The sequence below is a fragment of the Thiovibrio sp. Mzg5 genome (genome assembly GCF_055379285.1).
In genome coordinates, this window is sequence record NZ_AP022872.1 from 1,123,053 (window position 1) to 1,145,504 (window position 22,452).

The following is a 22,452-nucleotide window of genomic DNA, read 5'->3' on the forward strand; positions in this document are numbered from 1 at the left end:
GCTATCATGTTGGCGGGGGGTAAAATATCAGGCTACGGAGGGACAGATGGTTTCCCCAATCGCGGACGATGTTACCCAAAAAGCTATCAAAATCATGGTGGTCGAGGATGTGGATTTCAATCTGGACATCCTCACCTCCATCCTTGCCGAACGGGGCTGGCAGACCGTTCCCGCCACCAGCGGCGAAGCAGCGCTGGACATCCTTGCTGAAGATCCCGATTTTCAGATTATTCTGATGGATATCGGCCTGCCCGGGATGGATGGGGTGGAAACCACCCGCAAAATCAAGGAAAACCCGGCAATCCGCGCCATTCCGGTCATCGCTCTTACGGCCGAGACCGCAGCCGAACGGGGCCGTCTTTTAGCTGCGGGCCTCGACGGATATGCCGAGAAAAACTTTGACCCGGACCAACTTTTCGCCGCCATTGAAAAACATCTCGTCCCTGGCTGCACAAATCAACAAGCAGCCGGGCCAACCTCGGCAGCTTCAGAAGAACATCTCGACCTGGATTTCAAGGCCCTGCTTGCCACCTACACCGACGAAACGACCCTCTGCCGGATAGCCACGGCCTTCTTTGCCGATACCAACAAACAGCTGACCCTGCTGGGCGAGGCAATGGCCGTGGGCGATCAAGCAGGGATACTGGCCTGCTGCCACAGCCTCAGAGGCTCATCCGCGATCTTCACCGCAAAAAAATTGGGCATGGCCGCGCAAGAGCTGGATGCCTGTATCCGCCAGGGAAAAATGAATGAGGCCGATTCCGCCTGGCACAGGGTGTTGGCCGCCCATGAGTCGCTGCGCCAATCGGTGGCAAGCCGACTCAACCTGGCGCTGCAAAACGAATAGACCGCAACAGCCAGCTCCGGTTTCAACCAATATTTTCTTGCTTCCCGCAACGGAAGAATCCTAAAAGCGTGTATGCATCCAGACTACTCAACCATCCTGATTGTCGATAATGCGGAATTCATCCGCATGGTTGTCCGCTTGCGCTTGGAGGGGGCCGGAGTGCCGCCCAGAAATATCCACGAGGCGGAAAACGGGCAGGAGGCCTACGATCTTCTGGTCGCCAAAGGAATACCCAACATCCTGTGCGATTATGAAATGGAGGTTATGGATGGAATAGAGCTTGCAACCAAGCTCCTCATTGTGGAGCAGCGGAGGGATCTCCGCTTTATCCTGTTCAGCGGCACCCCCCTGGCAAAGATCACGGCAGCGCTGGCCGAAACCGGGCTGAATATCCCGGTTGTTCCCAAAACCAGGCTCAGGGAAAGCTGGACCCAGACAAACACCATCAGCGCCTGGTTTCCAGAGCTGGCCATCAACTTGTCCCTGCAACAAAAATAACACTGCTCATTTGAAAAACTGCCGATATGCATTATAGTGCGAGCTAAACGACTCGAATTTCCGCGTGCCCACACCACTGATTGCAATTCCCTTAGGGGGGAAATGGATGAAGATACTCATTGTCGATGATGAAACGACCGCCAGAACCATTCTCAAAAATCATCTGCTGCGAAATGTGCCGGGATGTGAGCTCTTTGAAGCGGCAAACGGCACCGAGGCTATTTTCCGCTACCTGAAATACCAGCCGGATGTCGTTCTTCTCGATCTTGTCATGCCGGTGGTGGATGGCGAGACCTTTCTCACCATCATCGAAGATGCTTTTCAAAAGGGGTTCCTCAAGAAAGAACCAAAAGTCATCGTCATCACCAGTTTTGACGATCCCGGCAAACTTCTTGAGGTGTCAGGCAGGCCATCGGTGGAAACGGTCATCCCCAAGCCCATCACCCAGGCCACCATCGAACGGCTGAAAACCCTGCTCTGAGGCTACCCGCTTCCTTGTCGCCTTTTCACCGGATGGAGAAATGCCCCAGGAATCAGGAAGAGTGGTGCCGGCAAAAGAATATTCTCAGCAAAAATCAGCGACCCGCCTACGCCCTTTATTTTCATGCCCAAATTTCCTGTTGCAGGATTTTCGTTCCCAATCGCCCTCTCTTGTTTTTTTTGATGACTCATTCCTGGTATCCACTATAATAGCGCCAGACAACCCAACAGATTATCCGCACTTCAAGGAGGTTCCATTATGTCTGTCTCCCAGGCAGATTTTACACAGGCTCTCGCCGTCGGCCGACCGCCCAATATTGTCAAGCTTTTCCCAAACTCCAAGGCCCTGATCGTCAGCGGCAAGGTAATCGACCGGGCGCTCATGGCCAAGGGCAAGGCCATGACCATCGCCGCCAACGGCCGCAACAACTTCATCATCCGCGGGGCCCTGCTCGCCGCGCAGCGGGCCAATGCCGCGATCATCATCGAGATCGCCCGCTCCGAGGGCGGGGCAAGCGCCTACTGCCCGGTGAATTACTGGAACATGGCCATGCAGGTGGACCAAGCCATGAACGAGCTGGGTATCACCGTGCCGGTGGCTATCCATGCCGACCATTACGGGATCAAGAAGGAAACGGATCTCGATTTCGCCAAGGTGGAGATTCCCACCATTTTCGAGGCGGGGATCACCTCCATTGCCATCGATGCCTCCCATCTGCCCGACGACAAGAATCTTTTAACCAACCTGGCCCTGACACAACTGGTGCCCGCTTGGGCCGGGCTGGAAACCGAAATCGGCGAGATCAAGGGCGACCAGGGGCTTTCCACCCCGGCGGAAGCGCTCTTCCTCATCCAAGGCCTCAATGCCCACAACATCTTCCCCGACTGGATCGCCTTGAACAACGGCACCACCCACGGCATTGAAGAAAGCGGCCAGGGTATCCAGGTGGGGCTCACCACCGAAGTCCACGCCGGCCTGGCGCGATACCATGTCTCCGGCGCCCAGCACGGCACCTCGGGCAACAGCTCGGAACGATTGCGGGAGATCGCCGCCAAGACCTCCACCACCAAGGCCAATGTGGCCACGGCCCTGCAGATGGTTTCCTGGGGCTTGCAGGTAAACGACTACGGCAACGCCATCCTGGACGCAGACGGCAATTTCATCAAGGTGAAAGATGCGGGAGTAACCGAAAACATGTGGCAGCAGATGGTTGCCTACGCCGAGGCCAACGGCTGGAAAAAGGGCAACTACAAGAGCCTGAACCTGCCCTTTGAGCCGAAACTGATGGGGCAGCCCAAAGCGATCCGGGAACGGATGGTGAAACGGGTGGAGGATTTTGTCTACAACCTGCTGGTCACGGTGTTCAACGCCCAGGACAGCGCGCCCTTGGGGATCAAAGCCATCCTGGAGAAAGGATCCTACGACATGGGACCCAAGGTCGGCCGCATTGAGGATCCTGCCCAATGGACCGGGGAAAAGATCGCCCGGAGGGCGGCCAGCCTCGGCGGCGACAAAGGCCCGGAAGGTGATTTTGACGATTGAACAGCCAGGGCCGTTTTTTTCCAGCCCCTATTTTTTCCGCCGTTGCTTGTAATTGAGAGCGCCGTTGGTCTTGTGACCGACGGCGTTTTTTTTGCGGGCCGGCTCTCTACCGGATCAGGCCGCTGAGCCAGAACACCGCCATACAGACAAAGGGAAGAGCGCTGTAAGAAAGGAGCACATCCTTGATCGGATAGTTGAAATCAAAGACGCGCAGACTAAAGGCTGCGCCATAAAGCCAGGCGTAAAGAACAACCACCAGGGTTCCTCCGCCCTCCAGCCAGAGATTGACACCGAGATCGAACCAGAACACAAGAGAGCCGACAACCATGGCGCAAAGAAGCAGTTGAACCAGCTCATAAACAGCCTTGGCCATCACATAGAGGATATTAAAAAAGCCAATCCCGCCAAACAGCAGCGAAGCGCAGACCAAGGCGAAGGCCCCGCCCAGGCCTGAAGCCAGAAGCGCCGTCCGGTTGGCGGCAAGAAAGCCGACCACCGCGGCAAGCACCTCTCCGGAGGTAAACCCGACAAGATGGAAGACCGCAACCGTGCAGCCGGAAATGAAGAAATATCGGCCCATCTATGCAGATCCCATATGCGAAGATTCCGTCAACCAGGAGGTCACTTGGTCACAAAGCCGATGGCGCGGTCAAGTTTATGGAGAAAAGCGAAGCCCTGCCCCTTTTTCTCAAGCCCGGCTGCCTTGACCACCGCATCAAACACTGCGTCCGTCTGTTCATTCTTGGTGATGATCAGAATGATCTCCTTTTCCGGTTTGATGAACATCCCGGCAAACCCAAGTTTTTCGCGGATGCCGGTGCCCCGGCCATAATACAGGGTTGCCCCTTCCGCCCCGGCCTGCATCGCCGCTTGCACCACCCGGTCTGCCTCGCCGCGCTGAACGATACAGGTTATCAGATTCGGATTCACATTTTCCATACACTCCCCCTTCCTTATGAACTGAAACGTCATCCGGCAACCCCAGGCTTTATCATGTGGCGCCCTTAAAGGAATTATCAAGCCGGGGCTGTATATTGTCAAGCATTCAATGGTGGCGGACTCCTAACAACTCAAAATTTGCTGCAAACAGGCGCTTCGGATGGCCAAACACCAACAAAACATCAAGACGTTAAGACAAGTTCCGTCGCCGGTGACACTGCTCGGCCTGTACCTGTCAAAGAATTGCCCTCACGGCATCCCTGCGGTCGGATTTCAGCAAGCGCAACCTGCCGCCAGAACCAGAAAGACCCAGAAATATTGTGTTAGATTTTCCAAATGGCTTCTGCTAGCCTTAAAGTATGAACGTCCCAACGATTAACCCTGCTCCACCGGAGAAACGGCAGCAATCTCTTGGCCATTCTGGTCGAGCGTTGAAGGCCATTCCCTTACTGGTGGCGACGTTATCCGTCTTTACCGGGGGGCTTGTTCTCGTGGGCTGGGCTTTTCATATCACTGCTTTTAAGAGCATCCTCCCCGGCTGGGTTTCCATGCAGGCAAATACCGCTCTGGGTTTCATTCTGGCAGGTGCGGCGTTGCTGGCATTCTCTCTGTCCTCCTCCACCCGGACGGCCCACCTGGCACGGCTCTGCGCGCTGCTCTGCTGCCTGATCGGCCTACTGACCCTGGGCGAATATCTCTTTGCTTGGAATCCAGAATTTGACCAGTGGTTGTTTACCGAGCCGAGCAACACGGTGGGCATCTCGCATCCAGGCCGCATGACGCCTGACACTGCGACCTGTTTTGTCCTGCTGGCGGCAGGGCTGATGCTTGCCTGCGATACGCGCAAGACGCTGATGAGATTCTGGCTCACGACGATTCTCGGCTCGCTGACCATGACCGTGTCCCTGGCAGCCTTCCTCTCCTACTGTACGGAGACCAGCGGTGCTTTTGGCTCTTGGGGCCTGCCCCTCATGTCCTTTCCCTCCGCGACGCTGTTTGCCCTCTTGAGCACGGCGATTGTTCTGTCTGCCTGGCCGGAAGACATCTCTCTCTGGTCCCTCAATGGAAAAACCACGCTGGGATTTGCCCTCTGGAGCATAATGCTCAGCCTGTCGCTCACCTGGAGCCTGCACCAACAAGGACACCATCTTCTGGAGTCAGTCATCGTCGCCGCTCGGGTCAACATCAACAAGGATCTCAGTTTCCGCAGGTGGGCAACCTCCCATGGAGGCGTCTATGTTCCCCCCACCGAACACACCCCACCCAACCCCTATCTCAAAGTTCCTCACCGCGATGTGGTAACCACCACCGGCAAACCCCTCACCCTGATGAACCCGGCCTACATGTTGCGTGAGATGCAGCAAGATTTTGGCGACGAATACGGCACCAGAAGCCGCCTCACCAGTCTGAAGGTCCTCAACCCGGCAAACGCCCCCGATGCCTGGCAAGTCAAGGCATTGTCCAGCGTTGTGCGAGGCGGTAAGGAGTTTCTGGAAATGCAGTATTTGGACGGCCAGCCCCATCTGAGGCTGATGCAGCCTGTTTTTGTGGAGACCGGCTGCCTCAAATGCCATGCCCAACAGGGCTACAAGCTGGGTGATGTCCGCGGCGGAATCGATACCTCCATCCCCCTGGCCCCTTTTCTGGCGCGTACCCGGGCAAGCAGCCTCGAACTGGCGGTGTCCTACAGCGTGATCTGGCTTCTCGGCATCTCAGGTCTACTGCTTTTTTATCGGCGGGAGTATTATCTGGATGCCGAGAACCAAAGATCGGCTGTCGCCTTGCGCGAAAGTGAGGAACGTTTTCGCGTTGCCGCCGAAACGGCAAATGATCTGGTATATGAATGGGACTTGCAGGAGAACATAGTGTGGTCTGGAAGGATTGACGCAATGCTTGGCTATGAGGTGGGAGAGTTTCCACGAACCCTCGAGGGCTGGAGGGAATCCCTGCATCCAGAGGACCAGGCTCGAGTTATGGCCGCAGTGCAGACCCATCTGGAAGGACGGGCCCCCTTTGCTGCTGAATATCGCATCCGCAGTAAAGACGATGCCTACCATTGGTGGTCGGCGCGAGGTGCTGTCCTCAGAACACCGGAGGGAATCCCCCTGCACTGGATTGGCACGGTCACCGATATTACCGAGCAAAAACTCGCGGAAGAGGAAAAACAAAAACTTGAATCCCAGCTGCGCCAGGCCCAGAAGATGGAGGCCATCGGCACCCTGGCCGGCGGCATTGCCCATGATTTTAACAATATTCTCTCCATCATCTTTGGCTATAACGAGTTGGCCATGGAGGAAAAAGACCCGGAAAATCGGCAGCGCCATCTTGAGGAACTCAAAAAAGGCGCAGAAAGGGCCAGGGAGCTTGTAAAACAGATCCTGGCTTTCAGCCGCAAGGCGGAACAGGAGCAACAGCCCTTGCAGGTATCGCTGATCATCAAGGAAGCGCTCAAGATGCTGCGCGCCTCCATCCCGACCACCATCGAAATCAGGCAGAACATCGCCTCCAATAGCCTGATTTTGGCCGATCCCACCCAGATCCATCAGGTTATCATGAATCTCTGCACCAACGCCTACCACGCCATGCGAGAAACAGGAGGAACCCTTGCCATTTCTCTCGACGAGGTGGCAATAGGGACGGAAGATTACGGGTATGCCGATTTAGCGCCAGGGGGCTATCTGAAACTCGAGGTGAGCGATACAGGCTGCGGCATTGCGCCGGAAATACTGGAAAAGATCTTTGAGCCCTACTTCACGACCAAGAAGCCAGGGGAAGGAACCGGAATGGGGCTTGCCGTGGTGCACGGCATTGTAAAAAGCCACCATGGCCATATTACGGTGTACAGCGAACCGGGAAAAGGCACCAGCTTCCATGTCTATCTGCCGCTGACCGAACAGGTTGCCATAACCTTGCCGGACAAAACCGCCCCAAAAGAGCTTCAGGGGCACGGGGAACGGATTCTCTTTGTTGATGATGAAGAGCAAATTCGTGCGGTCATTGACGCGATTTTGTCAAAAAACGGCTATCAGGTGACAACCTTTGCCGATGGGACGGAGGCCTTGGCGGAATTCCAAAAAGAACCGGACCGGTTTGATCTGGTGATCACTGATATGACCATGCCTTCCATGACCGGGGCCGAACTGGCGCAAAAAATCCTGACCTTACGTCCTCAGATCCCTATCATTCTCTGCACCGGCCAGAGTGAACTCATCAACAAAGAAAAGGCCTTGGCCATGGGGATTCACGATTATTTGAATAAACCGATCCTGATGGAAGTCCTCCTTGAGACAGCAAGGAAAGCCTTGGAGAAAAAATAACTGCTACCCTTCCCCTGGCAGCTATGTGAGGATTTCAATCCAGGACCATGGGTGTGGCATCAGCAGAGAGAACCTGCCCCCATCTTCGACCCCTATTTTCCCACCGAACAACTTGACTCCCAGAAGGGCATGGGGCTAGGGCTCACCCTGTGCGACACAATCATCAGGAAGTACGGCGGAGCGATTACGGTGGAGTCGGAACCGGGCAAAGGAACCACCTTTCATATCTAACTCCCTGCCGTTGTGAGGGAGGTTGAAGCGAAATAAGGGGGGGGTATCATACTTATCCCCCTCCAAACCCGCTCACCCTTTGATCACCGCCAGGGGGCGCAGCTCCACCAGTACCTCCACCAGATCCAGTTGGTTGTCGATCACCTCATCTATATCCTTGTAGGCGCCAGCAGCCTCTTCCAGATCCCCCACCGAACGAAGGGCATGGATGATCCCCTGGTCGTCCAGCCGTTTTTTTTCCTGATCCAGGTTCAGCTGCCGCTGGGCCTGTTTGCGTCCCATCTTCCTGCCGGCGCCATGGGCGCACGATTCAAAACTCTCCCGGTTGCCCTTGCCCCGCACGATATAGCTGGGGGTTCCCTGGGAGCCCGGGATAATGCCGATCTCCCCTTCCTGGGCGCGGGTTGCCCCCTTACGATGGACCATGACATTCTTTTTAAAATGCACTTCCATAGCCGCATAGTTGTGGGCAATGTTGATCATCGGCTCAAAAAATACAGGCGGCGTCACCGCCAGCAGGGCATCCTTGATCCGTTCCATCATCATCTTCCGGTTGGCATAGGCAAAATCGACGCAGTAGCGCATCTCCTGGAGGTAGGTCTGCCCGGCTTGGCTGTCAATGGGCAAATAGGCCAATTGCCAGTTCGAGGGAATCTTTGACCCCCACCGCTTATTCAGCTCCATGGCCAGACGATTATAATAATTGGCAACCTTGAAGCCGATATTGCGGCTACCCGAATGGACCATCAGCCAGACATGGCCGTCATTGCCCTTCTGGATCTCGATAAAATGGTTCCCTCCCCCCAAGGTGCCAAGCTGGGTAAGGGCGCTTTGATATTGACTGGCAACGATGGGCAAATCGGCCAAAGGAACATCCGTCTGCGGCATAAGGCTTGCCGGTTGCCTCTGCTGGTGGTGCTTGAAACCAAGGGGAACGGTTCTTCTAATCTCACTGAGCACCGATTTCAACTTCTCCGGGGAGATGGTGGTCAGGGAGGTCCGGACGGCGCACATGCCGCAGCCGATGTCAACGCCAACCGCATTGGGGATCACCACCTCTTCCGAGGCCATCACCCCGCCGATGGGCATGCCGTACCCCAGATGGGCATCGGGCATCACCGCTACATGTTTGAAGACAAAGGGGAGATTGGCGAGATTTCTGGCCTGGGCAAAGGCCCCGGCTTCAATATCGTCAAGCCAGAGCTTGATCGGCTGTTTTTCGGTGGTGATTATCTGTTTCATCAGAATTGACACCGGCCAATTTTCAACATATGGTTATGATCGATTAGCAGATTGCTCAAACGCCCTCAAAGCCATTGTCTCAAAATCCTGACAACGACGCACACATATCTTTGCCGGAAAAAATGGAAAACTTCATCCTCACCATCTCCTTTCTCCTTATGGGCATGGGGTTGCGCCGTCTTCCCCTCTTCCCCAAGGATACCGCCCAGGTCCTCAACCTGTTTGCCATGACCCTTTCCCTCCCGGCCCTGGTCCTGCTTAAGGTGCCGCAACTGCATTTTTCCTCCGACATCCTGGTGCCGGTCATCATGCCCTGGGCCATGCTCGCGATTTCCGCGATGATGATCATCCTGCTGGGCAAGCTCCTTGGCTGGCAAAAAGAGATCGTCGGCGTCCTGCTGCTCTTGATCCCCCTGGGCAACACCTCATTTTTCGGCATCCCCATGGTGCAGGCTTTTTTCGGAGAGAGCGGCATCCCCTACGCAGTGCTCTACGACCAGCTGGGTTCGTTCCTGGCCCTGGCCACCTATGGGGCCGTAATCCTTGCCCTCTACGGCAGCGGGGGCAAACCGACCACGGCCTCGGTGCTCAGCCGGGTTGCCAGCTTCCCGCCCTTCATCGCCCTGCTTCTGGCCTTGGCCTGCCGCTCGCTGACCTTTCCCGCGCCACTGCTGGCCTTGCTCAATGCTCTGGCTGCGACCCTTGTCCCGGTGGTCATGGTCGCAGTTGGTTTTCAGCTAACCCTACGCCTCAGCCCGGAGGTCTTGAAGCCTCTGGGCGCAGGCCTCATTATCAAGCTGGCCGTTGCCCCGCTCATCGCCCTGCTTTTCTGCCGCTTTCTTGGCCTCGGCTCCCTTGCCGCCCAGGTGGCTATATTGGAGGCTGGGATGCCGCCCATGGTTTCCGCGGGCGCCCTGGCCATCATGGCCGGACTATCGCCGCAGCTTACCTCGGCCCTGATTGGCCTTGGCATCATGCTTTCCTTTATTACCCTGCCGCTGCTCTCCCACCTTCTCTGACCGGATTCGCCCCGCGCCTTTCCGCGCTAGGCCCGCGCCTGGCGCCTTGCCCCTCCGCCTCTCCGCTTCAGAGTCCGCGCCCCTGAAATCCAGGGCCTGACGCTGGGCGCGGCGGTCGCTGTCCTTCTTGGCCACGGGAAGCGGGGTCTTTTTCTCGCAATCAAGTCCGGTGACATACATGGCCGTGGAGATCGTCCCCGGCGTGGGGGTGAAATCCTGAAACTGCCGAACCGCAAGACCGAGATTACCAAGGCGCGCCGCCATTCTTTCCGTATCCGCTAGGGTACAGCCCGGATGGGAGGCAATCAGATAGGGGGTGAAATGAAAATTCTTCCCCGCTTTTTTGCCGATCTCCCGGCACAGGGCGAGAAATTCCTCCAGCACCGCCACGCTCGGCTTGTGCATGAGGCGGAGCACCGCGTCCTCCGTATGTTCCGGCGCAATCTTCATCGCGCCGGGGGTGTGCTCCAGCAACAGCTTTTGCAACAGACGCGGGGTTTTGAGCAGCAGCTCCATCCGCAGCCCGGAGGAAACGAACAGATGCTTGACCCCCTCGCAATCCGCCACTGCGCTCAGCAGGCCGAGCATGGCCTGCTCGTCGATCTTGAAAAATTTGCACACCTTGGGATACAGGCAATCATGGCGTTTGCAGGGCTGGGGACTGGCACAGCCGGTGCCGTACAGGTTGGCGGTGGGGCCGCCCAGATCGCTGATGGTGCCGGAGAAATCCTGCTGTGCGGCAAGCCGCCTCGCCTCCTGCACCACGGAATCCCGGCTCCGGCTGATGATCTTCGGCCCCTGGTGCCGGGAGATGGCGCAAAAAGAACAATTGCCGCAACAACCGCGGACAATGGTGATCGAATCCCGGATCATCCGGCAGGCCGGAACATCACCGCAGGCTGGATGGGGTCTGCGGGTAAAAGGCAGGCTGTACAGGGCATCCAACTCCGCTGTGTCCAGCGGCGCGGCGGGATGGTGCTGCACAACCCAGGCGGCCTGTTGGTACTGCAACAAAGGCTCGTCGGCATAGGCCCTGGCTTGACGGTCCACAGTAAGCTCGGCCTCAAGAAACAGGGGCAGATCAGCCTGAATCTCCGCCCAGGAAGGCAGCACCTTGGGCGCGGCAATCCCACGCGCCTCCAGCTCCTTTTCCGTCAACCGTTCGCAGGTGCCGGGGATATCGGCCAGATCCCGACCCTCGGCAAGCCGGGCCGCCACTTCCAGCACCGCACGCTCCCCCATGCCGTAGACCAGAAGATCACCCTTGGCGTCGGTGAGGACCGAACCCCGCAACCGCTGCTGCTGGTAATCATAATGCACGAAGCGGCGCAACGACGCTTCCAGACCGCCCAAAACCACGGGCACCTCGGGGTAGGCTGCGTGCGCAAGATTGCTGTAGAGGATGGTGGCCCGATCCGGCCGCCGCCGCAGCTTTTTTTCCGCCTTGTCGCCGAAATAGGGATTACCGCCGGGGGAATAATCGTCCCGGTCACGGACCTTGGCGTTGCCGCTGTAATTGGCCACGATGGAGTCCAGGTTGCCTGCGGTGATACCAAAAAAAAGGCGCGGCTTGCCGAATTGCCGGAAGTCATCGGGGGCATGGTGGCGGGGCTGGGAGAGCACGGCAACCCGGTAGCCGTTGGCCTCGAGCAGTCGGCCGATCAGGGCCACGCCAAAGGAGGGATGATCCACATAGGCGTCCCCGGTGACCAGCACCACATCAACATATTTCCAGCCTCGTGCTGCCATCTCCGCCCCGGAGGCCGGGAGAAAGTGTCCTGTTTTTTCGTGGGCCAAGGTCTGTTCTCCTCTTCCCGGAAAATTGGAGGGACCGGGATACCTCCTGTTTATAATCCAATTCCGTTATGATATAAAGAAGACACTGTGGACCAGGCGGATTTCGCCTTTTCCGCCAACCAGCATACGCACCGGAGTCCTCCCCATGCAGGAATCACCATATCTGGAAGGCCAGGGCTTTCTTGTCAACAAGCTGCACCGGCTCCCCTTTCTCGACTCGCTGAGCGATAAGTATATCAAACAGATCCTGCGCCTCAGCAAGATCAGAACCTTTGAGGATGGCGAAATCCTCACCCCGGAAGGGGCTTATGACAACTGGGTCTACATCCTTTTTTCCGGGGCGGTGCGGATTGTCAAACACGGCAAGGAAATCGCCAGGATCGAAGATATCGGCGGCGCTTTCGGCGAGCTTGCCGCCATCGACGGCAAGTCCAGATCCGCCTCGGTGCAGGCCCTCGGCCCCACGGTCTGTTTGGCCATTGACGCCTCCTTCATGAGCGAGGCGGCCGAACCTCTGGACCAAGCCCTTTTTGTCTCGGTCATGTACCGCCTGTTCACCGAGGTCATCGCCCAGCGCCTGCGCGCCTCAAACGAGGAACTGGTCAGGGTGCGTTCCGAGCTTGACCAGCTGAAACGAAACCAGAGATGACCCCCCACGCCACAAGGGCCTGTTCCTTTCCCACAGGATTTGGTAGTATGCCGCTTCACGCGTAACGCCCGAAACTCAACCCGCAGGATACCCGGTATGGATTCAGAAAAGCCCTTGGCTGGCGGCATTCCCATGGTCAACATAGACGGCGCCAAAATTCGCCGGATCAGGGAAGAAAAAGGGTTGACCCAACTCTATGTCGCCACGGTGGTGGGGGTCACCACCGACACCATTTCCCGCTGGGAAAACCGCCGCTATCCCAACATCAAAAAAGAAAACGCCATCAAACTGGCAGAAGCGCTGGAAGCCCAGATGGCGGATATTATTGATCACGGTCAGCCCGCCCAGGCCGGTGAGCCACCCAAACCGGCAGACCAGACGGTGCCGTCAGATAAAACAACCGAGCCGGCTGCCGGTCCGGAAGCCTCGCCCGCGCCCGAACCAGCCCCGCCACTAACCGCCTCAGCCACAGCCCCAGCACCCAAGCAACGCCTTGCCTCGCAAACCGTCCTTCTTTCCGCCACCGTCCTGCTGTTTGTCCTTGTCGGTCTCGCCCTGCTCTGGTGGCGCACCGCAAACAATGGAGAAGGCCAGGTGACGGCCGTCAGAACCCTGCCCGCCCATGCGACTCCCGGCATCCCCTTTCCGGTGGTCATCGAAGTGACCACCAGCGGTTCCAGCCCGTTTTCCCTGATCCTCAAGGAAACCCTCCCCCCGGACTGCATACCGGCGCAGGGCAAACCGCAATTTGTCTTCCAGGAAAGCGATCCCCCGGTGCTCAAGTGGATCGGCAAAATCACCAACGAACATGCGGTGTACAGCTACCTCGCCAAGCTTAAACCCGAGGCGAAGATGGCAACCGTGCATAAATTCGCCGGCGGCATCACCGTCCGCTCGGATGACAACCCCAGCATCCCCTTATCCGGGAACGACTCCCTGCAGGTAAGCCCCTTCCATTGGGCGGACAGCAACAGCGATGGCAGGATAGACGATGAGGAGCTGCTTTCGGTGTACGAAACCTACGGGGGAATTGAAGGCCTTCATTTCGGCAAGAAGCTGATTGAGGAGATCTGGGCGGCCAAGGGCTACCTCTGGAATCCGGAGACGCGCAGCTATGAAATTCTCCAGTAACCACCAAAGGGGGGACGGAAAATGATGCCAAAAAAAATCCATACTCTGGCGTCGGGCCTGCTGTTGGCGCTGCTGGTGCATCTTTCCCTGCCGACAGCCCTGCAAGCCGACGAGGCCCAGGTCAGCGGCCAGTACCTGAGCAGTGCAGGCCAGGATATCCAGCTCCAAATCACGGTTTCCCGCCCAGCCCCCAGCACCCTGATTGTGAGCCAGAATCTGCCGGTGGGCACGGTGATCGAAGCCGCAACGCCGGCGTTCCACCAGTACGATGCAAGCAAAGGCGAGGTGAAATGGCTGCTGACCAATATCAGCCCAGGCAGGTATACATTAAGCCTGCACCTGGTGCACCCCGTGGCTTCCGGCGCTGTCCGCGGAGAGATCCGCTACAAGGACCCGGCCAGCGCTCGCCTGATACAGTTACAGGTCAAACCGTAAACTAAAGCCCATTTGCCTGCGCCTGATCAAGCACGCTGCGGCAAATTTTGGCAAGATCATGGATGGAAATGGGCTTCATCACATAGCCCTGAATCCCCAAGGCCCTGGCCTTGTCCTCGGTGAACACCTCGCTGAAACCGGTGCAGAGAACAATCGGCATTTCCGGCCGGATGGCCAGGATGTGCTTGGCCAATTCACCGCCGGTCATGTTGGGCATGGTGTAATCGGTGACAACCAGATCAAAATCATCCGGCTTGGCCCGGAACAGCTCCAACGCCTCGATACTGCTGGTGCGCGTGGTCACCTGATACCCGAGGTAGACAAGAATCCTTTCCCCCAGTTCGATGAGGGAACTCTCGTCATCAACAAACAACACCCGCTCCTTGCCGGTCGGCGGAGCATCCGCCACCACAGCTTCAACGGTTTCGGTAACGCTTTCCAACACGGGAAAATAGAGCGAGAAAATCGTCCCCTGCCCCGGTGCGCTCCGGACCTCGATACCTCCGCCATGACTGGTGACGATACCGTGGACCACGGATAGCCCCAAGCCGGTACCCTCGCCCCGGTTCTTGGTGGTGAAAAACGGATCAAAAATTCTCTCCAGGATGGCCGGTTCAATGCCTTGCCCGGTGTCGCGCACCGTCAGCCGGAGGTAATTGCCGGGTTCCAGGGCAAAGGTGCGCAGGACCGGCTCTTCCCGCAGATATTTCTGGGCAAGCTCGACTTCAAGCACGCCCCCGGTTTCCCGCATGGCATGGGCCGCGTTGGTGCAGAGATTCATCAGCACCTGATGGATCTGGGTGGGGTCGGCCATAATCTTGCCGAGATCCTGGCCCATGGTTTGCCTGATCTCAATGGTCGTCGGCAGGGAGGCCCGCAGCATTTTGAGGGTCTCCTTGATGATGGGCGCGACATTGACCGGCGTCCTAGCCATCTCCCCCTGTCTGCTGAAGGCAAGGATGTGAGCGACCAGATCCTTGGCCCTGCCGCTGGCCCTGCGCACTTCGGTGAGAGTAGCCCGCAGGCTTCCTTCTCCCACCTCAAGCAGGGCCAGTTCCGTGTAGCCCATAATGGCGGCGAGGATATTGTTGAAATCGTGGGCAATCCCGCCGGCCAGGGTGCCGATGGCCTCCATTTTCTGGGAGTGGCGCAGCTGGGCCTGCAAATCCTCCCGCTCCGTTCTTTCCCGCTCCCGATCTGAAATGTCACGGATAATACCGACGGCCCACCACCCATCGTCCTGTTGCAAGGCGGACAGGGCGAGTTCCACCGGAAACTCTTTGCCTCCCTTGCGGAGGGCGGTCATCGCCAAGATTTTTCCAATGGCGTTGCCCTCGCCACTGGCCCAAAACCGCGACAGTCCTTCTTTAAACTGAGGAGCAAGCCCGGTCGGCACGAGCAACTCATGGAGATCGCGGCCCAGCACCTCACCCTCGGTATACCCAAAAATCCGCTCGGCAGCCGGATTCCAGTAAGCAATCCGGCCTCGGTTGTCCATGAGAATGATGGCGTCCTGCGCCGTGCTGGTAATGGTTCGATAGCGTTGTTCACTGGCGACAAGATCGCGCCTGGCCTTCTTCTTCTCGGAGATATCCTTAAAACTGACCACGGCCCCGGCCAGCTGTCCTTCTTCCAGGATGGGGGTGCTGGTGTATGCAACGGAAAAACCGGTGCCATTCTTGCGCCAGAAAAAATCATCCTCAAGGTGATAGGTCTTGCCGTCGCGCAGGGTCTGGTAAATCGGACACTCGACATCCGGAAAATAGGTGCCGTCCTGGCGGCTGTGATGCCAGATGATGTGGCTCGGCTGACCGACAAGCTCCCCGGGTTCATAGCCCAGCATCCTGGCGGCCTGCGGGTTGACAAAGGTATGATTGCCCCGGACATCAAGACCGAAGATTCCCTCGCCCACGGCGTCGAGGATCAGCTGGTTTTGCCTAAAGAGCATCTGAAACTCGCGTTCCACCTTTTCGCGCCGGGCAATATCTTGCTGGAGCAGAGTCGAGGTTTGGGACAGGGCGACATCCTTGCCGGCGATGGCATCCCGGAGAGTTGCCTGGTTCGTGGCCAGCCTGCGGTCCAGCCGGGCAAGGTAGAGGTAAAAAAACAAAAAAAGCAAGAGCGCGATGGCAAGGCCGACCCCCCCGAGATAGAGAGCCATGGCCCAGAGGGAAACCACCTCGCTGGTAACGTCCTGCAACATCACCAGGGCGCCGATGGTCTGCTGGGAGGGATCGAGAAGGTCGATGAAACCGCCCCGAAAATGTCTTTCCCCCTCCGTAAAATCAAGGGTTCTGACAAATCCCTGTGGCGCCCCGGACATGAGAGCCTGGCATAGCGCCTCTGGTAAGGTCGGCATGGTCCTCGCCAAGACCACACACTGGGCCAACCCCTCCCAGCTTCCGACCCTTCGGCCTGCCGCCGCCTCCGCCTCCCACTTTTTCTGGTCGATCCCTGCCTTTCGCGCCGTGATGAATATCTCAGCGCCAAGAGCCTCTTTCAACCTGGGGGCCAAAAAGCCTATATCCTGACTCATCTCCACATAGCCCGCGCCATCCCCTGCAATGACCCAGGGAACAACCACCCGTAGAAAGAAGCGGCCATTTCTGTCGAGCTCCAGGCCCTGGACCATGCCCTGCAGCAGAGAAACCTGGCGAAGGGTCTGGTGCTCAAGCATCACGTCCGAGGCCGCTCGATTATCCGCGGGAAAAACAAGTTTCTTCTCCGCATCGGCAAGCAACAGCTGCACCATGCCGGATGGTTCTGCCGCCTGGGGCTCAAAACGGAAAATGCTCCCCTTGAGCCGGGAACCATCCCTGGCAAGAAAGGCATCCTGCAAAGCCTTATCCGCCTGGAGGATCTCGATCCGCTTCTGCAACTGCCTCGCTTCCGTTGCCAACAGGGATTGAAACAGCTGCTGCCCGCGGTGCGCCTCATCATATAAGCGCTGATTGGTGTTCTGCTGCTGCACCCAACGCATCCCGTACAACGAGGCGGCAAGGCTAAGAACAAGGGCGAAGGCCAGGGGCAAAACCAGCGGCCGGGTGATACTTTCTTTGTTTTTCTGCATGTGGACCATGGTATTATTGATAGTATCCGTGTGGAGCGCGGGCATGATTCAGCACTTTCATTGCATACAATCCGCCCGCCAATGTCAAGGGCAAAACACGCCGTTACCCCTTGGGAGATTAAGGAAAAATGCACAATATGGCGCCTGAGAATCTGCTGAACCGCCGAAAATTTCTTTCCGACTCCGGCAGACTGCTGGTAATGCTCTCCTCCTTCAGCGCCCTGGCCTGCGCCTGCACCAATGAGCACGATGGGAAAAGCCGGCTCGCCGAACTGGTGGTTGAACAAGGCAGGATGGTTCTCGACCTGGGCGAAAGCCGCTACCGTACGCTCAACACCATTGGCAACGGTCTGAAAATCGAGATTACCCGTCAGGAAAAACCGCTTCTCATCACCAGGATTTCCGAGACCCGGGTCGCTGCCTTTTCCTCGCAATGCACCCATGCCGGCTACGAAATCCTCCTGCCGGAACAGGGAATCCTGGCCTGCTCCAGCGGCCACGGCGGAGCCTTTAACCTGGAGGGCCGGGTGCTGTCGGGGCCACCCACGAGCAATCTGCAAAGCTACCCCGCCCAACTGATCGCCAACCGGATTTATGTCGCCTACCCTTTTGGCTGATCGCGTAAAAAAGGGGGAGAGGGAACAACCACATTGATCTTGCGCATCTTTGCCCTGATCAGGTATGGTGTTGCCCCGTACTTCCCTTGCGAGGGAGTTGCCTTTTCAATCAAGCCGTTGTCACAAAACAATGTCGTCGCCCAGATGACCGAAACGGCATAAAGAGCCGTAACGCAATGACCAAGGAAGCGTTGGTTATTTCGTAACGGCTCCTAAATACACCAAGGATACGCCAGATGAAAAAGATAGCAGTCTTAGCCGGTGACGGCATCGGCCCGGAAGTCATGCAGGAAGCGATCAAAGTTCTGGATGCGGTCCAGCAGAAATTCGATTTCCGCCTTGCCTACGAACATGCGGATGTGGGCGGCTGCGCCATCGACCACCACGGCGAGGCCCTGCCCGCCTCGACCCTAGCGGTGTGCGAGGCCAGCGACGCCATCCTCTTCGGCTCGGTGGGCGGCCCCAAGTGGGAATCCCTGCCCCCGGCCCAACAACCGGAACGCGCCGCCCTGCTGCCGCTGCGGAAACATTTCGAGCTCTTCTGCAACTTCCGCCCGGCCAAGATCTTCAAATCCCTGGCTGCTGCCAGCCCGCTACGGGCCGATATCGTGGGGGACGGCTTTGACATCCTCTGCGTGCGGGAACTCACCGGCGATATCTACTTCGGCCAGCCCAAGGGCAGGGAAGGTTCCGGCCCCGACGAAAAAGCCTACGACACCATGATCTACCATCGCTGGGAGATCGAGCGCATCGCCCGCCGCGCCTTTGCGGCGGCCCGGCTGCGCCGCAAGATCGTCACCTCGGTGGACAAGGCCAATGTGCTGACCACCATGGTGCTCTGGCGGGAGGTGGTCATCGAGATCGCCAAGGAATACCCGGATGTCACCCTAAACCACATCTACGTGGACAACGCCACCATGCAGCTGGTCAGAAATCCCCACCAGTTCGACGTCATGCTCTGCGGCAACATGTTCGGCGACATCATCTCCGACGAATGCGCCATGATCACCGGCTCCATGGGGTTACTCGCCTCGGCCAGCCTCAACGAAAAAGGCTTCGGCCTCTACGAGCCTGCGGGCGGCTCCGCCCCGGACATTGCCGGCAAAGGCATCGCCAACCCCATCGCCCAGATCCTCTCCGCCGCGATGATGCTGCGCTTCAGCCTGGATCAGGGTGCGGCCGCGGACGCCATTGAAAAGGCCGTTGCCGCGGTGCTCGACAAAGGCGTGCATACCCCGGACATTGCCGTGGACAAAAGCCGCGCCGTGGGCACCGCCGCCATGGGCGATGCCATCGTCAAGGAATTGCAGCAGTAAAGCGCAGAAAAACCCACTGGCCCAATACTCTGGGCCTCCGTATTTTTTTATGAATTTCGTAACGAAAGAGGATCACCATGAGCGACTTGACCGCCACAATGACAACGAGCAAAGGCACCATCACCCTCAGGCTGTTCGCCGAGAAAACCCCCTTAACCGTGGCGAACTTTGCCAACCTCGCCCGGCGCGGCTTTTACAACGGCCTCAAATTCCACCGGGTTATCCCGGATTTCATGGTGCAGGGCGGCTGCCCCAAGGGCACCGGCACCAGCGGCCCCGGCTATGACTTTGCCGACGAATTCGACGCAAGCCTCGGGCACACCAAGCCGGGTATCCTCTCCATGGCCAACGCCGGACCTGGCACCAACGGCAGCCAGTTCTTCATCACCCATGTCCCCTGCCCCTGGCTGGACGGCAAACACACGGTTTTCGGAGAAGTCGCCGGCGACAAGGATCAGGAGGTGATCGACAGCATCAAACAGGGCGACACCATTACCACCGTGACTATCGAAGGCGATGTAACCGAGATTTTCGAAAAAGCCAAAGACCAGCTCAAGACCTGGAATCTCGCGATCAGCCAGCGGTTTCCCAATCTTGCCCCTGCGGAATAAGGCAGAGGCCGGGAGCGTTTGCTTCCGGCTCCAGGCATAAAAAAAGGCGGGGAAAACCCCGCCTTTTTTTATTATCTCAGCAACACCATCCGATCAGGGCAGCATCTTTAAGCTTTGCGCGGCATTGACATTGCCATTGGCCGCCGCCTTCTGGTACCACTTCTTGGCCTCGCCCACATCCTGCTTCACCCCGCCCCCGATCTCGTACATGTAGCCAAGATAGTACTGGGCATCCGGGTCGTTCTGTTTCGCGGCCTTCTGCCACCAGCCGACCGCTTCTTGGTCACTCTTCTTCACCCCCTTACCGAGGCTGTACATGAAGCCAAGTCGGTACTGCGCCTTGGCCTGGCCCATCTCCGCAGCCTCGACAAAGAGCTTGTGGGCCTGGGCATAATCCCGAGTCACCCCTTCGCCCTTAAAGAACCGCAGACCTTCTTCGTACAGACTGTTTTTATCCCTGAAAATCGGCGGTTGAGCAACCTTGGCAACCTGCTCCGGCTTTGGCTGCTCCTTCACTACCGCCTTGATCTTTTTCTCCTCCGGCTCCAAGGCCTTGGGTTCCGCCTGAACACGCACCTCTTCGACCTTTGCTTGAGACGGCGGCGACACAGCCAGGGCAACCTTTTGCCCCGCCTGCAATTGGGCCCTGGCCGAGGCACTTCCCTTTTCCGCAGCAAGGGTCCACCATTTTCTGGCCTCATCCGGATTCCGGGCTACTCCCTTGCCCTGACTGTACAGGGTGCCGAGCCGGGACATGGCTTCGACCTGGCCATTTTCCGCTGCCTGCTGATAGAGCTTTGCGGCCTGCCCCAGGTCCTGCTCCATGGGGTCTGTCCCTGTCTCATATTTCATACCCTGGGCAAGAAGAGAGTCCGGGCCGCCCTGGCCGGGACCGTTCCATATCCGGATGGTGCCATCCAAGCCAGCGGAAACAAGATGTTTGCCGGAAGACAGAAAGGCCAGGGAGGTCACGGAAAGATCATGTCCTTCATAAAAATTGAACAGCTTGCCCCCATTTTTTTGCCAGGACAGAATATGCCTGCTTTGGGTGGCAGCCATGACATAACGGCCGTCAGGGGAATAGGCCACGCTGTTCACCGGGTCCAGTTCCGGGTCGCGCAAAACCCTTAAGCGGGCACCGGACTCAGCGTCCCAGGCATAGACCGATCCGTCCCGGCTGCCGGTGACAAACTCCTTACCATCAGGGGAATAGGCCACACACAGCACCCAATCGGCATGCCCCTGGATTGAGCGAATCAGGCGCACATTGATGGCATCCCACATCTCGATCTTCCCGTCCCAGTTCTCGGTGGCGACAATCTTTTTGCCATCCGGCGAATAGGCTAGAGCCAGAAGATTATTCTTGGTCTCCTTCTGGGTGGTCTCAAGAGTCCCATACTTAACGTTCCAGATCCGGAGGGTGTTGTCGTTGCTCACCGAGGCAATACGATTGCCGTCCGGCGAAAAAGCCAGATCGTTGATTTGCTGGGAGTGCTCCCGCATGTCCTGCACAAGTTGCCCGTTTGCCAGATCCCATATCTGCACGGCGTTGCCACGACGCCCTCCCGCCATTACAGCGGCGGCAAGCAACTTACCATCAGGGGAAAAGGCCACGGCATCGGCGCTTTGCAAGTCCTTGCCCAGGGTGAGGATAACCTTGCCCGAATTAAAATCCCAAACCTTGACGGTCCCATCATCTCCGGCAGAAGCGATTTTTTTGCCGTCGGCAGAACAGGCCACTCCATTGATGATATCCGTCTTTTGTCCCTGAATGGTTTTCACAAGATCAGGGTTGCCCGAGGCATCAGAGGGAGGGGCAAAAACAGCAAGGAAAACGCAGCCCAGCAGAAAGGCACAGACCATCCTCTGATAACCCGGTTCATTCTTTGAGCGCGAAAAAATGCGATGCAACACTGTCATGCCCCCTCCATCGAATTTTTTTGTAACACGGATCAGGAAAAAATTGACTACTGCGACGGCTTGTAACCTCTGCCAACAACGCATCATTCTATATACAGAACACCCAGGAATACAAGCAGGATATTAGGCATAAAAAAAGGCAGACAGATACCATGGTATCCGCCTGCCCTATGTAATCAAAAAACGCCCGCTCTTATTTAGCAAATGGACTGGCCATTTCCTTGACTTTACCGACTTCCTCCTTGAGAGAAGCAACTTCTTTCACGCCGGGAACGGTTTCTTCCGCCTCGCGCAATCCTTTTTTAAAGGAGGAGATGGCCTTGCCAAGGCCGGAGCCGATTTCCGGCAGCTTTTTCCCGCCAAAGACCAAAAAAGCGATTCCCAAGATAACAACCAATTCCGGAGTACCCAAGCCAAACATGTCCATCCTCCTTGTATAAAATTGTTACAAGCAAACGTGCAATATCTTCGTCAAGCGGAGCCGGAGCCCCCTTCTTTGTCTTTTTCTTCGATTTTTTCCTGCTTGTCAGCATCGCGGGTTGCTTTTTTAAAGTTTTTGATGCCCTGCCCGATCCCCGAACCGATCTCAGGCAGCTTGCCCGCGCCGAAGATGATGACGATTATCACCAGAATAACGATGAGCTCCGGCATTCCAAGTCCAAACATGAGAAACCCCTTTCAGCTGACGGCGTTTATGATGGATTAGCCCGACAAAACAACCAGAAAAAAAGCAATTGCTTATATATACCATACGGAGGCGAAGAAGCAACCCCCCTTTTCATTCCGGATG

22 protein-coding genes are annotated in these 22,452 nt (G+C 57.3%); 13 read left to right on the forward strand and 9 right to left on the reverse strand.

What is annotated here, in order from left to right; genetic code table 11:
• The first annotated feature begins 46 nt into the window (after positions 1-46).
• The 3 genes from ACZ46D_RS04975 (at position 47) to ACZ46D_RS04985 (ending at position 1,826) form a co-directional block, all read left to right on the forward strand.
• Positions 47-847: a response regulator gene (locus tag ACZ46D_RS04975; RefSeq protein ID WP_464928932.1), complete on the forward strand. Its 801-nt coding sequence runs from the start codon at positions 47-49 to the stop codon at positions 845-847.
• Positions 848-919: 72 nt separating this feature from the next.
• Positions 920-1,345 (forward strand): response regulator, encoded by a 426-nt coding sequence (locus tag ACZ46D_RS04980; RefSeq protein ID WP_464928933.1) that lies wholly within the window; start codon positions 920-922, stop codon positions 1,343-1,345.
• Between the two features lie 106 nt (positions 1,346-1,451).
• Positions 1,452-1,826, forward strand: a complete 375-nt coding sequence (locus ACZ46D_RS04985; protein ID WP_464928934.1) for a response regulator — start codon at positions 1,452-1,454, stop codon at positions 1,824-1,826.
• A 2-nt stretch (positions 1,827-1,828) separates the two neighbouring features.
• Here ACZ46D_RS04985 and ACZ46D_RS04990 read toward each other — a convergent pair whose 3' ends face one another.
• The gene (locus tag ACZ46D_RS04990; protein WP_464928935.1) at positions 1,829-2,017 is read right to left on the reverse strand and encodes a hypothetical protein; all 189 of its coding nucleotides are present in this window, start codon (positions 2,015-2,017) and stop codon (positions 1,829-1,831) included.
• 67 nt (positions 2,018-2,084) lie between these two features.
• Here ACZ46D_RS04990 and ACZ46D_RS04995 point away from each other — a divergent pair, with 67 nt between their 5' ends.
• Complete coding sequence (locus ACZ46D_RS04995; RefSeq protein WP_464928936.1) at positions 2,085-3,368, forward strand: class II fructose-bisphosphate aldolase; 1,284 nt, start codon at positions 2,085-2,087, stop codon at positions 3,366-3,368.
• A gap of 106 nt (positions 3,369-3,474) precedes the next feature.
• Here ACZ46D_RS04995 and ACZ46D_RS05000 read toward each other — a convergent pair whose 3' ends face one another.
• Both ACZ46D_RS05000 and ACZ46D_RS05005 read right to left on the reverse strand, forming a co-directional pair.
• Positions 3,475-3,948: a hypothetical protein gene (locus ACZ46D_RS05000; protein ID WP_464928937.1), complete on the reverse strand. Its 474-nt coding sequence runs from the start codon at positions 3,946-3,948 to the stop codon at positions 3,475-3,477.
• 41 nt (positions 3,949-3,989) lie between these two features.
• Positions 3,990-4,307, reverse strand: a complete 318-nt coding sequence (locus tag ACZ46D_RS05005; RefSeq protein ID WP_464928938.1) for a P-II family nitrogen regulator — start codon at positions 4,305-4,307, stop codon at positions 3,990-3,992.
• Between the two features lie 452 nt (positions 4,308-4,759).
• Here ACZ46D_RS05005 and ACZ46D_RS05010 point away from each other — a divergent pair, with 452 nt between their 5' ends.
• Together ACZ46D_RS05010 and ACZ46D_RS05015 are read left to right on the forward strand one after the other, a co-directional pair.
• Positions 4,760-7,624, forward strand: a complete 2,865-nt coding sequence (locus ACZ46D_RS05010) for an ATP-binding response regulator (protein ID WP_464928939.1) — start codon at positions 4,760-4,762, stop codon at positions 7,622-7,624.
• Between the two features lie 51 nt (positions 7,625-7,675).
• Positions 7,676-7,855: an ATP-binding protein gene (locus ACZ46D_RS05015; RefSeq protein ID WP_464928940.1), complete on the forward strand. Its 180-nt coding sequence runs from the start codon at positions 7,676-7,678 to the stop codon at positions 7,853-7,855.
• A 72-nt stretch (positions 7,856-7,927) separates the two neighbouring features.
• Here ACZ46D_RS05015 and ACZ46D_RS05020 read toward each other — a convergent pair whose 3' ends face one another.
• A complete protein-coding gene (locus tag ACZ46D_RS05020) occupies positions 7,928-9,097 on the reverse strand; it encodes an RtcB family protein (protein ID WP_464928941.1) in 1,170 nt (389 codons plus the stop codon).
• 122 nt (positions 9,098-9,219) lie between these two features.
• On the opposite strand from ACZ46D_RS05020, the gene ACZ46D_RS05025 reads away from it, so the two are divergent.
• Positions 9,220-10,116 carry an AEC family transporter gene (locus tag ACZ46D_RS05025; protein ID WP_464928942.1) on the forward strand — a complete coding sequence of 299 codons (897 nt, stop codon included), beginning with the start codon at positions 9,220-9,222 and terminating at the stop codon, positions 10,114-10,116.
• Here ACZ46D_RS05025 and ACZ46D_RS05030 read toward each other — a convergent pair.
• Positions 10,030-11,913 (reverse strand): YgiQ family radical SAM protein, encoded by a 1,884-nt coding sequence (locus ACZ46D_RS05030; RefSeq protein ID WP_464928943.1) that lies wholly within the window; start codon positions 11,911-11,913, stop codon positions 10,030-10,032. The two genes, ACZ46D_RS05025 and ACZ46D_RS05030, sit on opposite strands and share 87 nt — an antisense overlap.
• A 145-nt stretch (positions 11,914-12,058) precedes the next feature.
• On the opposite strand from ACZ46D_RS05030, the gene ACZ46D_RS05035 reads away from it, so the two are divergent.
• From ACZ46D_RS05035 to ACZ46D_RS05045, 3 genes are all read left to right on the forward strand, one after another.
• A complete protein-coding gene (locus ACZ46D_RS05035) occupies positions 12,059-12,562 on the forward strand; it encodes a Crp/Fnr family transcriptional regulator (protein WP_464928944.1) in 504 nt (167 codons plus the stop codon).
• 96 nt (positions 12,563-12,658) lie between these two features.
• On the forward strand, positions 12,659-13,693 hold the full coding sequence (locus tag ACZ46D_RS05040) for a helix-turn-helix transcriptional regulator (protein WP_464928945.1): 1,035 nt from the start codon (positions 12,659-12,661) through the stop codon (positions 13,691-13,693).
• A gap of 21 nt (positions 13,694-13,714) precedes the next feature.
• The gene (locus ACZ46D_RS05045; RefSeq protein ID WP_464928946.1) at positions 13,715-14,128 is read left to right on the forward strand and encodes a hypothetical protein; all 414 of its coding nucleotides are present in this window, start codon (positions 13,715-13,717) and stop codon (positions 14,126-14,128) included.
• 1 nt (position 14,129) lies between these two features.
• Here the strand turns inward: ACZ46D_RS05045 and ACZ46D_RS05050 are convergent, their stop codons facing one another.
• Positions 14,130-17,243 (reverse strand): PAS domain S-box protein, encoded by a 3,114-nt coding sequence (locus ACZ46D_RS05050; protein WP_464928947.1) that lies wholly within the window; start codon positions 17,241-17,243, stop codon positions 14,130-14,132.
• Between the two features lie 92 nt (positions 17,244-17,335).
• Here ACZ46D_RS05050 and ACZ46D_RS05055 point away from each other — a divergent pair, with 92 nt between their 5' ends.
• The 3 genes from ACZ46D_RS05055 (at position 17,336) to ACZ46D_RS05065 (ending at position 19,742) form a co-directional block, all read left to right on the forward strand.
• A complete protein-coding gene (locus ACZ46D_RS05055) occupies positions 17,336-17,815 on the forward strand; it encodes a QcrA and Rieske domain-containing protein (RefSeq protein ID WP_464928948.1) in 480 nt (159 codons plus the stop codon).
• 236 nt (positions 17,816-18,051) lie between these two features.
• Complete coding sequence (gene leuB / locus ACZ46D_RS05060; protein WP_464928949.1) at positions 18,052-19,131, forward strand: 3-isopropylmalate dehydrogenase; 1,080 nt, start codon at positions 18,052-18,054, stop codon at positions 19,129-19,131.
• A 77-nt stretch (positions 19,132-19,208) separates the two neighbouring features.
• On the forward strand, positions 19,209-19,742 hold the full coding sequence (locus tag ACZ46D_RS05065) for a peptidylprolyl isomerase (protein WP_464928950.1): 534 nt from the start codon (positions 19,209-19,211) through the stop codon (positions 19,740-19,742).
• Positions 19,743-19,835: 93 nt separating this feature from the next.
• On the opposite strand, the gene ACZ46D_RS05070 is transcribed toward ACZ46D_RS05065, so the two are convergent.
• The 3 genes from ACZ46D_RS05070 to tatA (ACZ46D_RS05080) form a co-directional block, all read right to left on the reverse strand.
• Positions 19,836-21,662, reverse strand: coding sequence for an eIF2A-related protein (locus ACZ46D_RS05070; RefSeq protein WP_464928951.1), 1,827 nt, complete (start codon positions 21,660-21,662; stop codon positions 19,836-19,838).
• A gap of 193 nt (positions 21,663-21,855) precedes the next feature.
• Positions 21,856-22,083 carry a twin-arginine translocase TatA/TatE family subunit gene (tatA, locus tag ACZ46D_RS05075; RefSeq protein WP_464928952.1) on the reverse strand — a complete coding sequence of 76 codons (228 nt, stop codon included), beginning with the start codon at positions 22,081-22,083 and terminating at the stop codon, positions 21,856-21,858.
• 50 nt (positions 22,084-22,133) lie between these two features.
• On the reverse strand, positions 22,134-22,328 hold the full coding sequence (gene tatA, locus ACZ46D_RS05080) for a twin-arginine translocase TatA/TatE family subunit (protein WP_464928953.1): 195 nt from the start codon (positions 22,326-22,328) through the stop codon (positions 22,134-22,136).
• Positions 22,329-22,452: the final 124 nt, after the last annotated feature.

What these genes read in the sequence shown, in the direction of transcription:
- ACZ46D_RS04975 (WP_464928932.1), top strand. Translation starts at nt 47, where the DNA reads ATGGTTTCCCCAATCGCGGACGATGTTACCCAAAAAGCTATCAAAATC.
- ACZ46D_RS04980 (WP_464928933.1), top strand. Translation starts at nt 920, where the DNA reads ATGCATCCAGACTACTCAACCATCCTGATTGTCGATAATGCGGAATTC.
- ACZ46D_RS04985 (WP_464928934.1), top strand. Translation starts at nt 1,452, where the DNA reads ATGAAGATACTCATTGTCGATGATGAAACGACCGCCAGAACCATTCTC.
- ACZ46D_RS04990 (WP_464928935.1), bottom strand. Translation starts at nt 2,017, where the DNA reads ATGAGTCATCAAAAAAAACAAGAGAGGGCGATTGGGAACGAAAATCCT.
- ACZ46D_RS04995 (WP_464928936.1), top strand. Translation starts at nt 2,085, where the DNA reads ATGTCTGTCTCCCAGGCAGATTTTACACAGGCTCTCGCCGTCGGCCGA.
- ACZ46D_RS05000 (WP_464928937.1), bottom strand. Translation starts at nt 3,948, where the DNA reads ATGGGCCGATATTTCTTCATTTCCGGCTGCACGGTTGCGGTCTTCCAT.
- ACZ46D_RS05005 (WP_464928938.1), bottom strand. Translation starts at nt 4,307, where the DNA reads ATGGAAAATGTGAATCCGAATCTGATAACCTGTATCGTTCAGCGCGGC.
- ACZ46D_RS05020 (WP_464928941.1), bottom strand. Translation starts at nt 9,097, where the DNA reads ATGAAACAGATAATCACCACCGAAAAACAGCCGATCAAGCTCTGGCTT.
- ACZ46D_RS05025 (WP_464928942.1), top strand. Translation starts at nt 9,220, where the DNA reads ATGGAAAACTTCATCCTCACCATCTCCTTTCTCCTTATGGGCATGGGG.
- ACZ46D_RS05035 (WP_464928944.1), top strand. Translation starts at nt 12,059, where the DNA reads ATGCAGGAATCACCATATCTGGAAGGCCAGGGCTTTCTTGTCAACAAG.
- ACZ46D_RS05040 (WP_464928945.1), top strand. Translation starts at nt 12,659, where the DNA reads ATGGATTCAGAAAAGCCCTTGGCTGGCGGCATTCCCATGGTCAACATA.
- ACZ46D_RS05045 (WP_464928946.1), top strand. Translation starts at nt 13,715, where the DNA reads ATGATGCCAAAAAAAATCCATACTCTGGCGTCGGGCCTGCTGTTGGCG.
- ACZ46D_RS05050 (WP_464928947.1), bottom strand. Translation starts at nt 17,243, where the DNA reads ATGCCCGCGCTCCACACGGATACTATCAATAATACCATGGTCCACATG.
- ACZ46D_RS05055 (WP_464928948.1), top strand. Translation starts at nt 17,336, where the DNA reads ATGGCGCCTGAGAATCTGCTGAACCGCCGAAAATTTCTTTCCGACTCC.
- leuB (WP_464928949.1), top strand. Translation starts at nt 18,052, where the DNA reads ATGAAAAAGATAGCAGTCTTAGCCGGTGACGGCATCGGCCCGGAAGTC.
- ACZ46D_RS05065 (WP_464928950.1), top strand. Translation starts at nt 19,209, where the DNA reads ATGAGCGACTTGACCGCCACAATGACAACGAGCAAAGGCACCATCACC.
- ACZ46D_RS05070 (WP_464928951.1), bottom strand. Translation starts at nt 21,662, where the DNA reads ATGACAGTGTTGCATCGCATTTTTTCGCGCTCAAAGAATGAACCGGGT.
- tatA (WP_464928952.1), bottom strand. Translation starts at nt 22,083, where the DNA reads ATGTTTGGCTTGGGTACTCCGGAATTGGTTGTTATCTTGGGAATCGCT.
- tatA (WP_464928953.1), bottom strand. Translation starts at nt 22,328, where the DNA reads ATGTTTGGACTTGGAATGCCGGAGCTCATCGTTATTCTGGTGATAATC.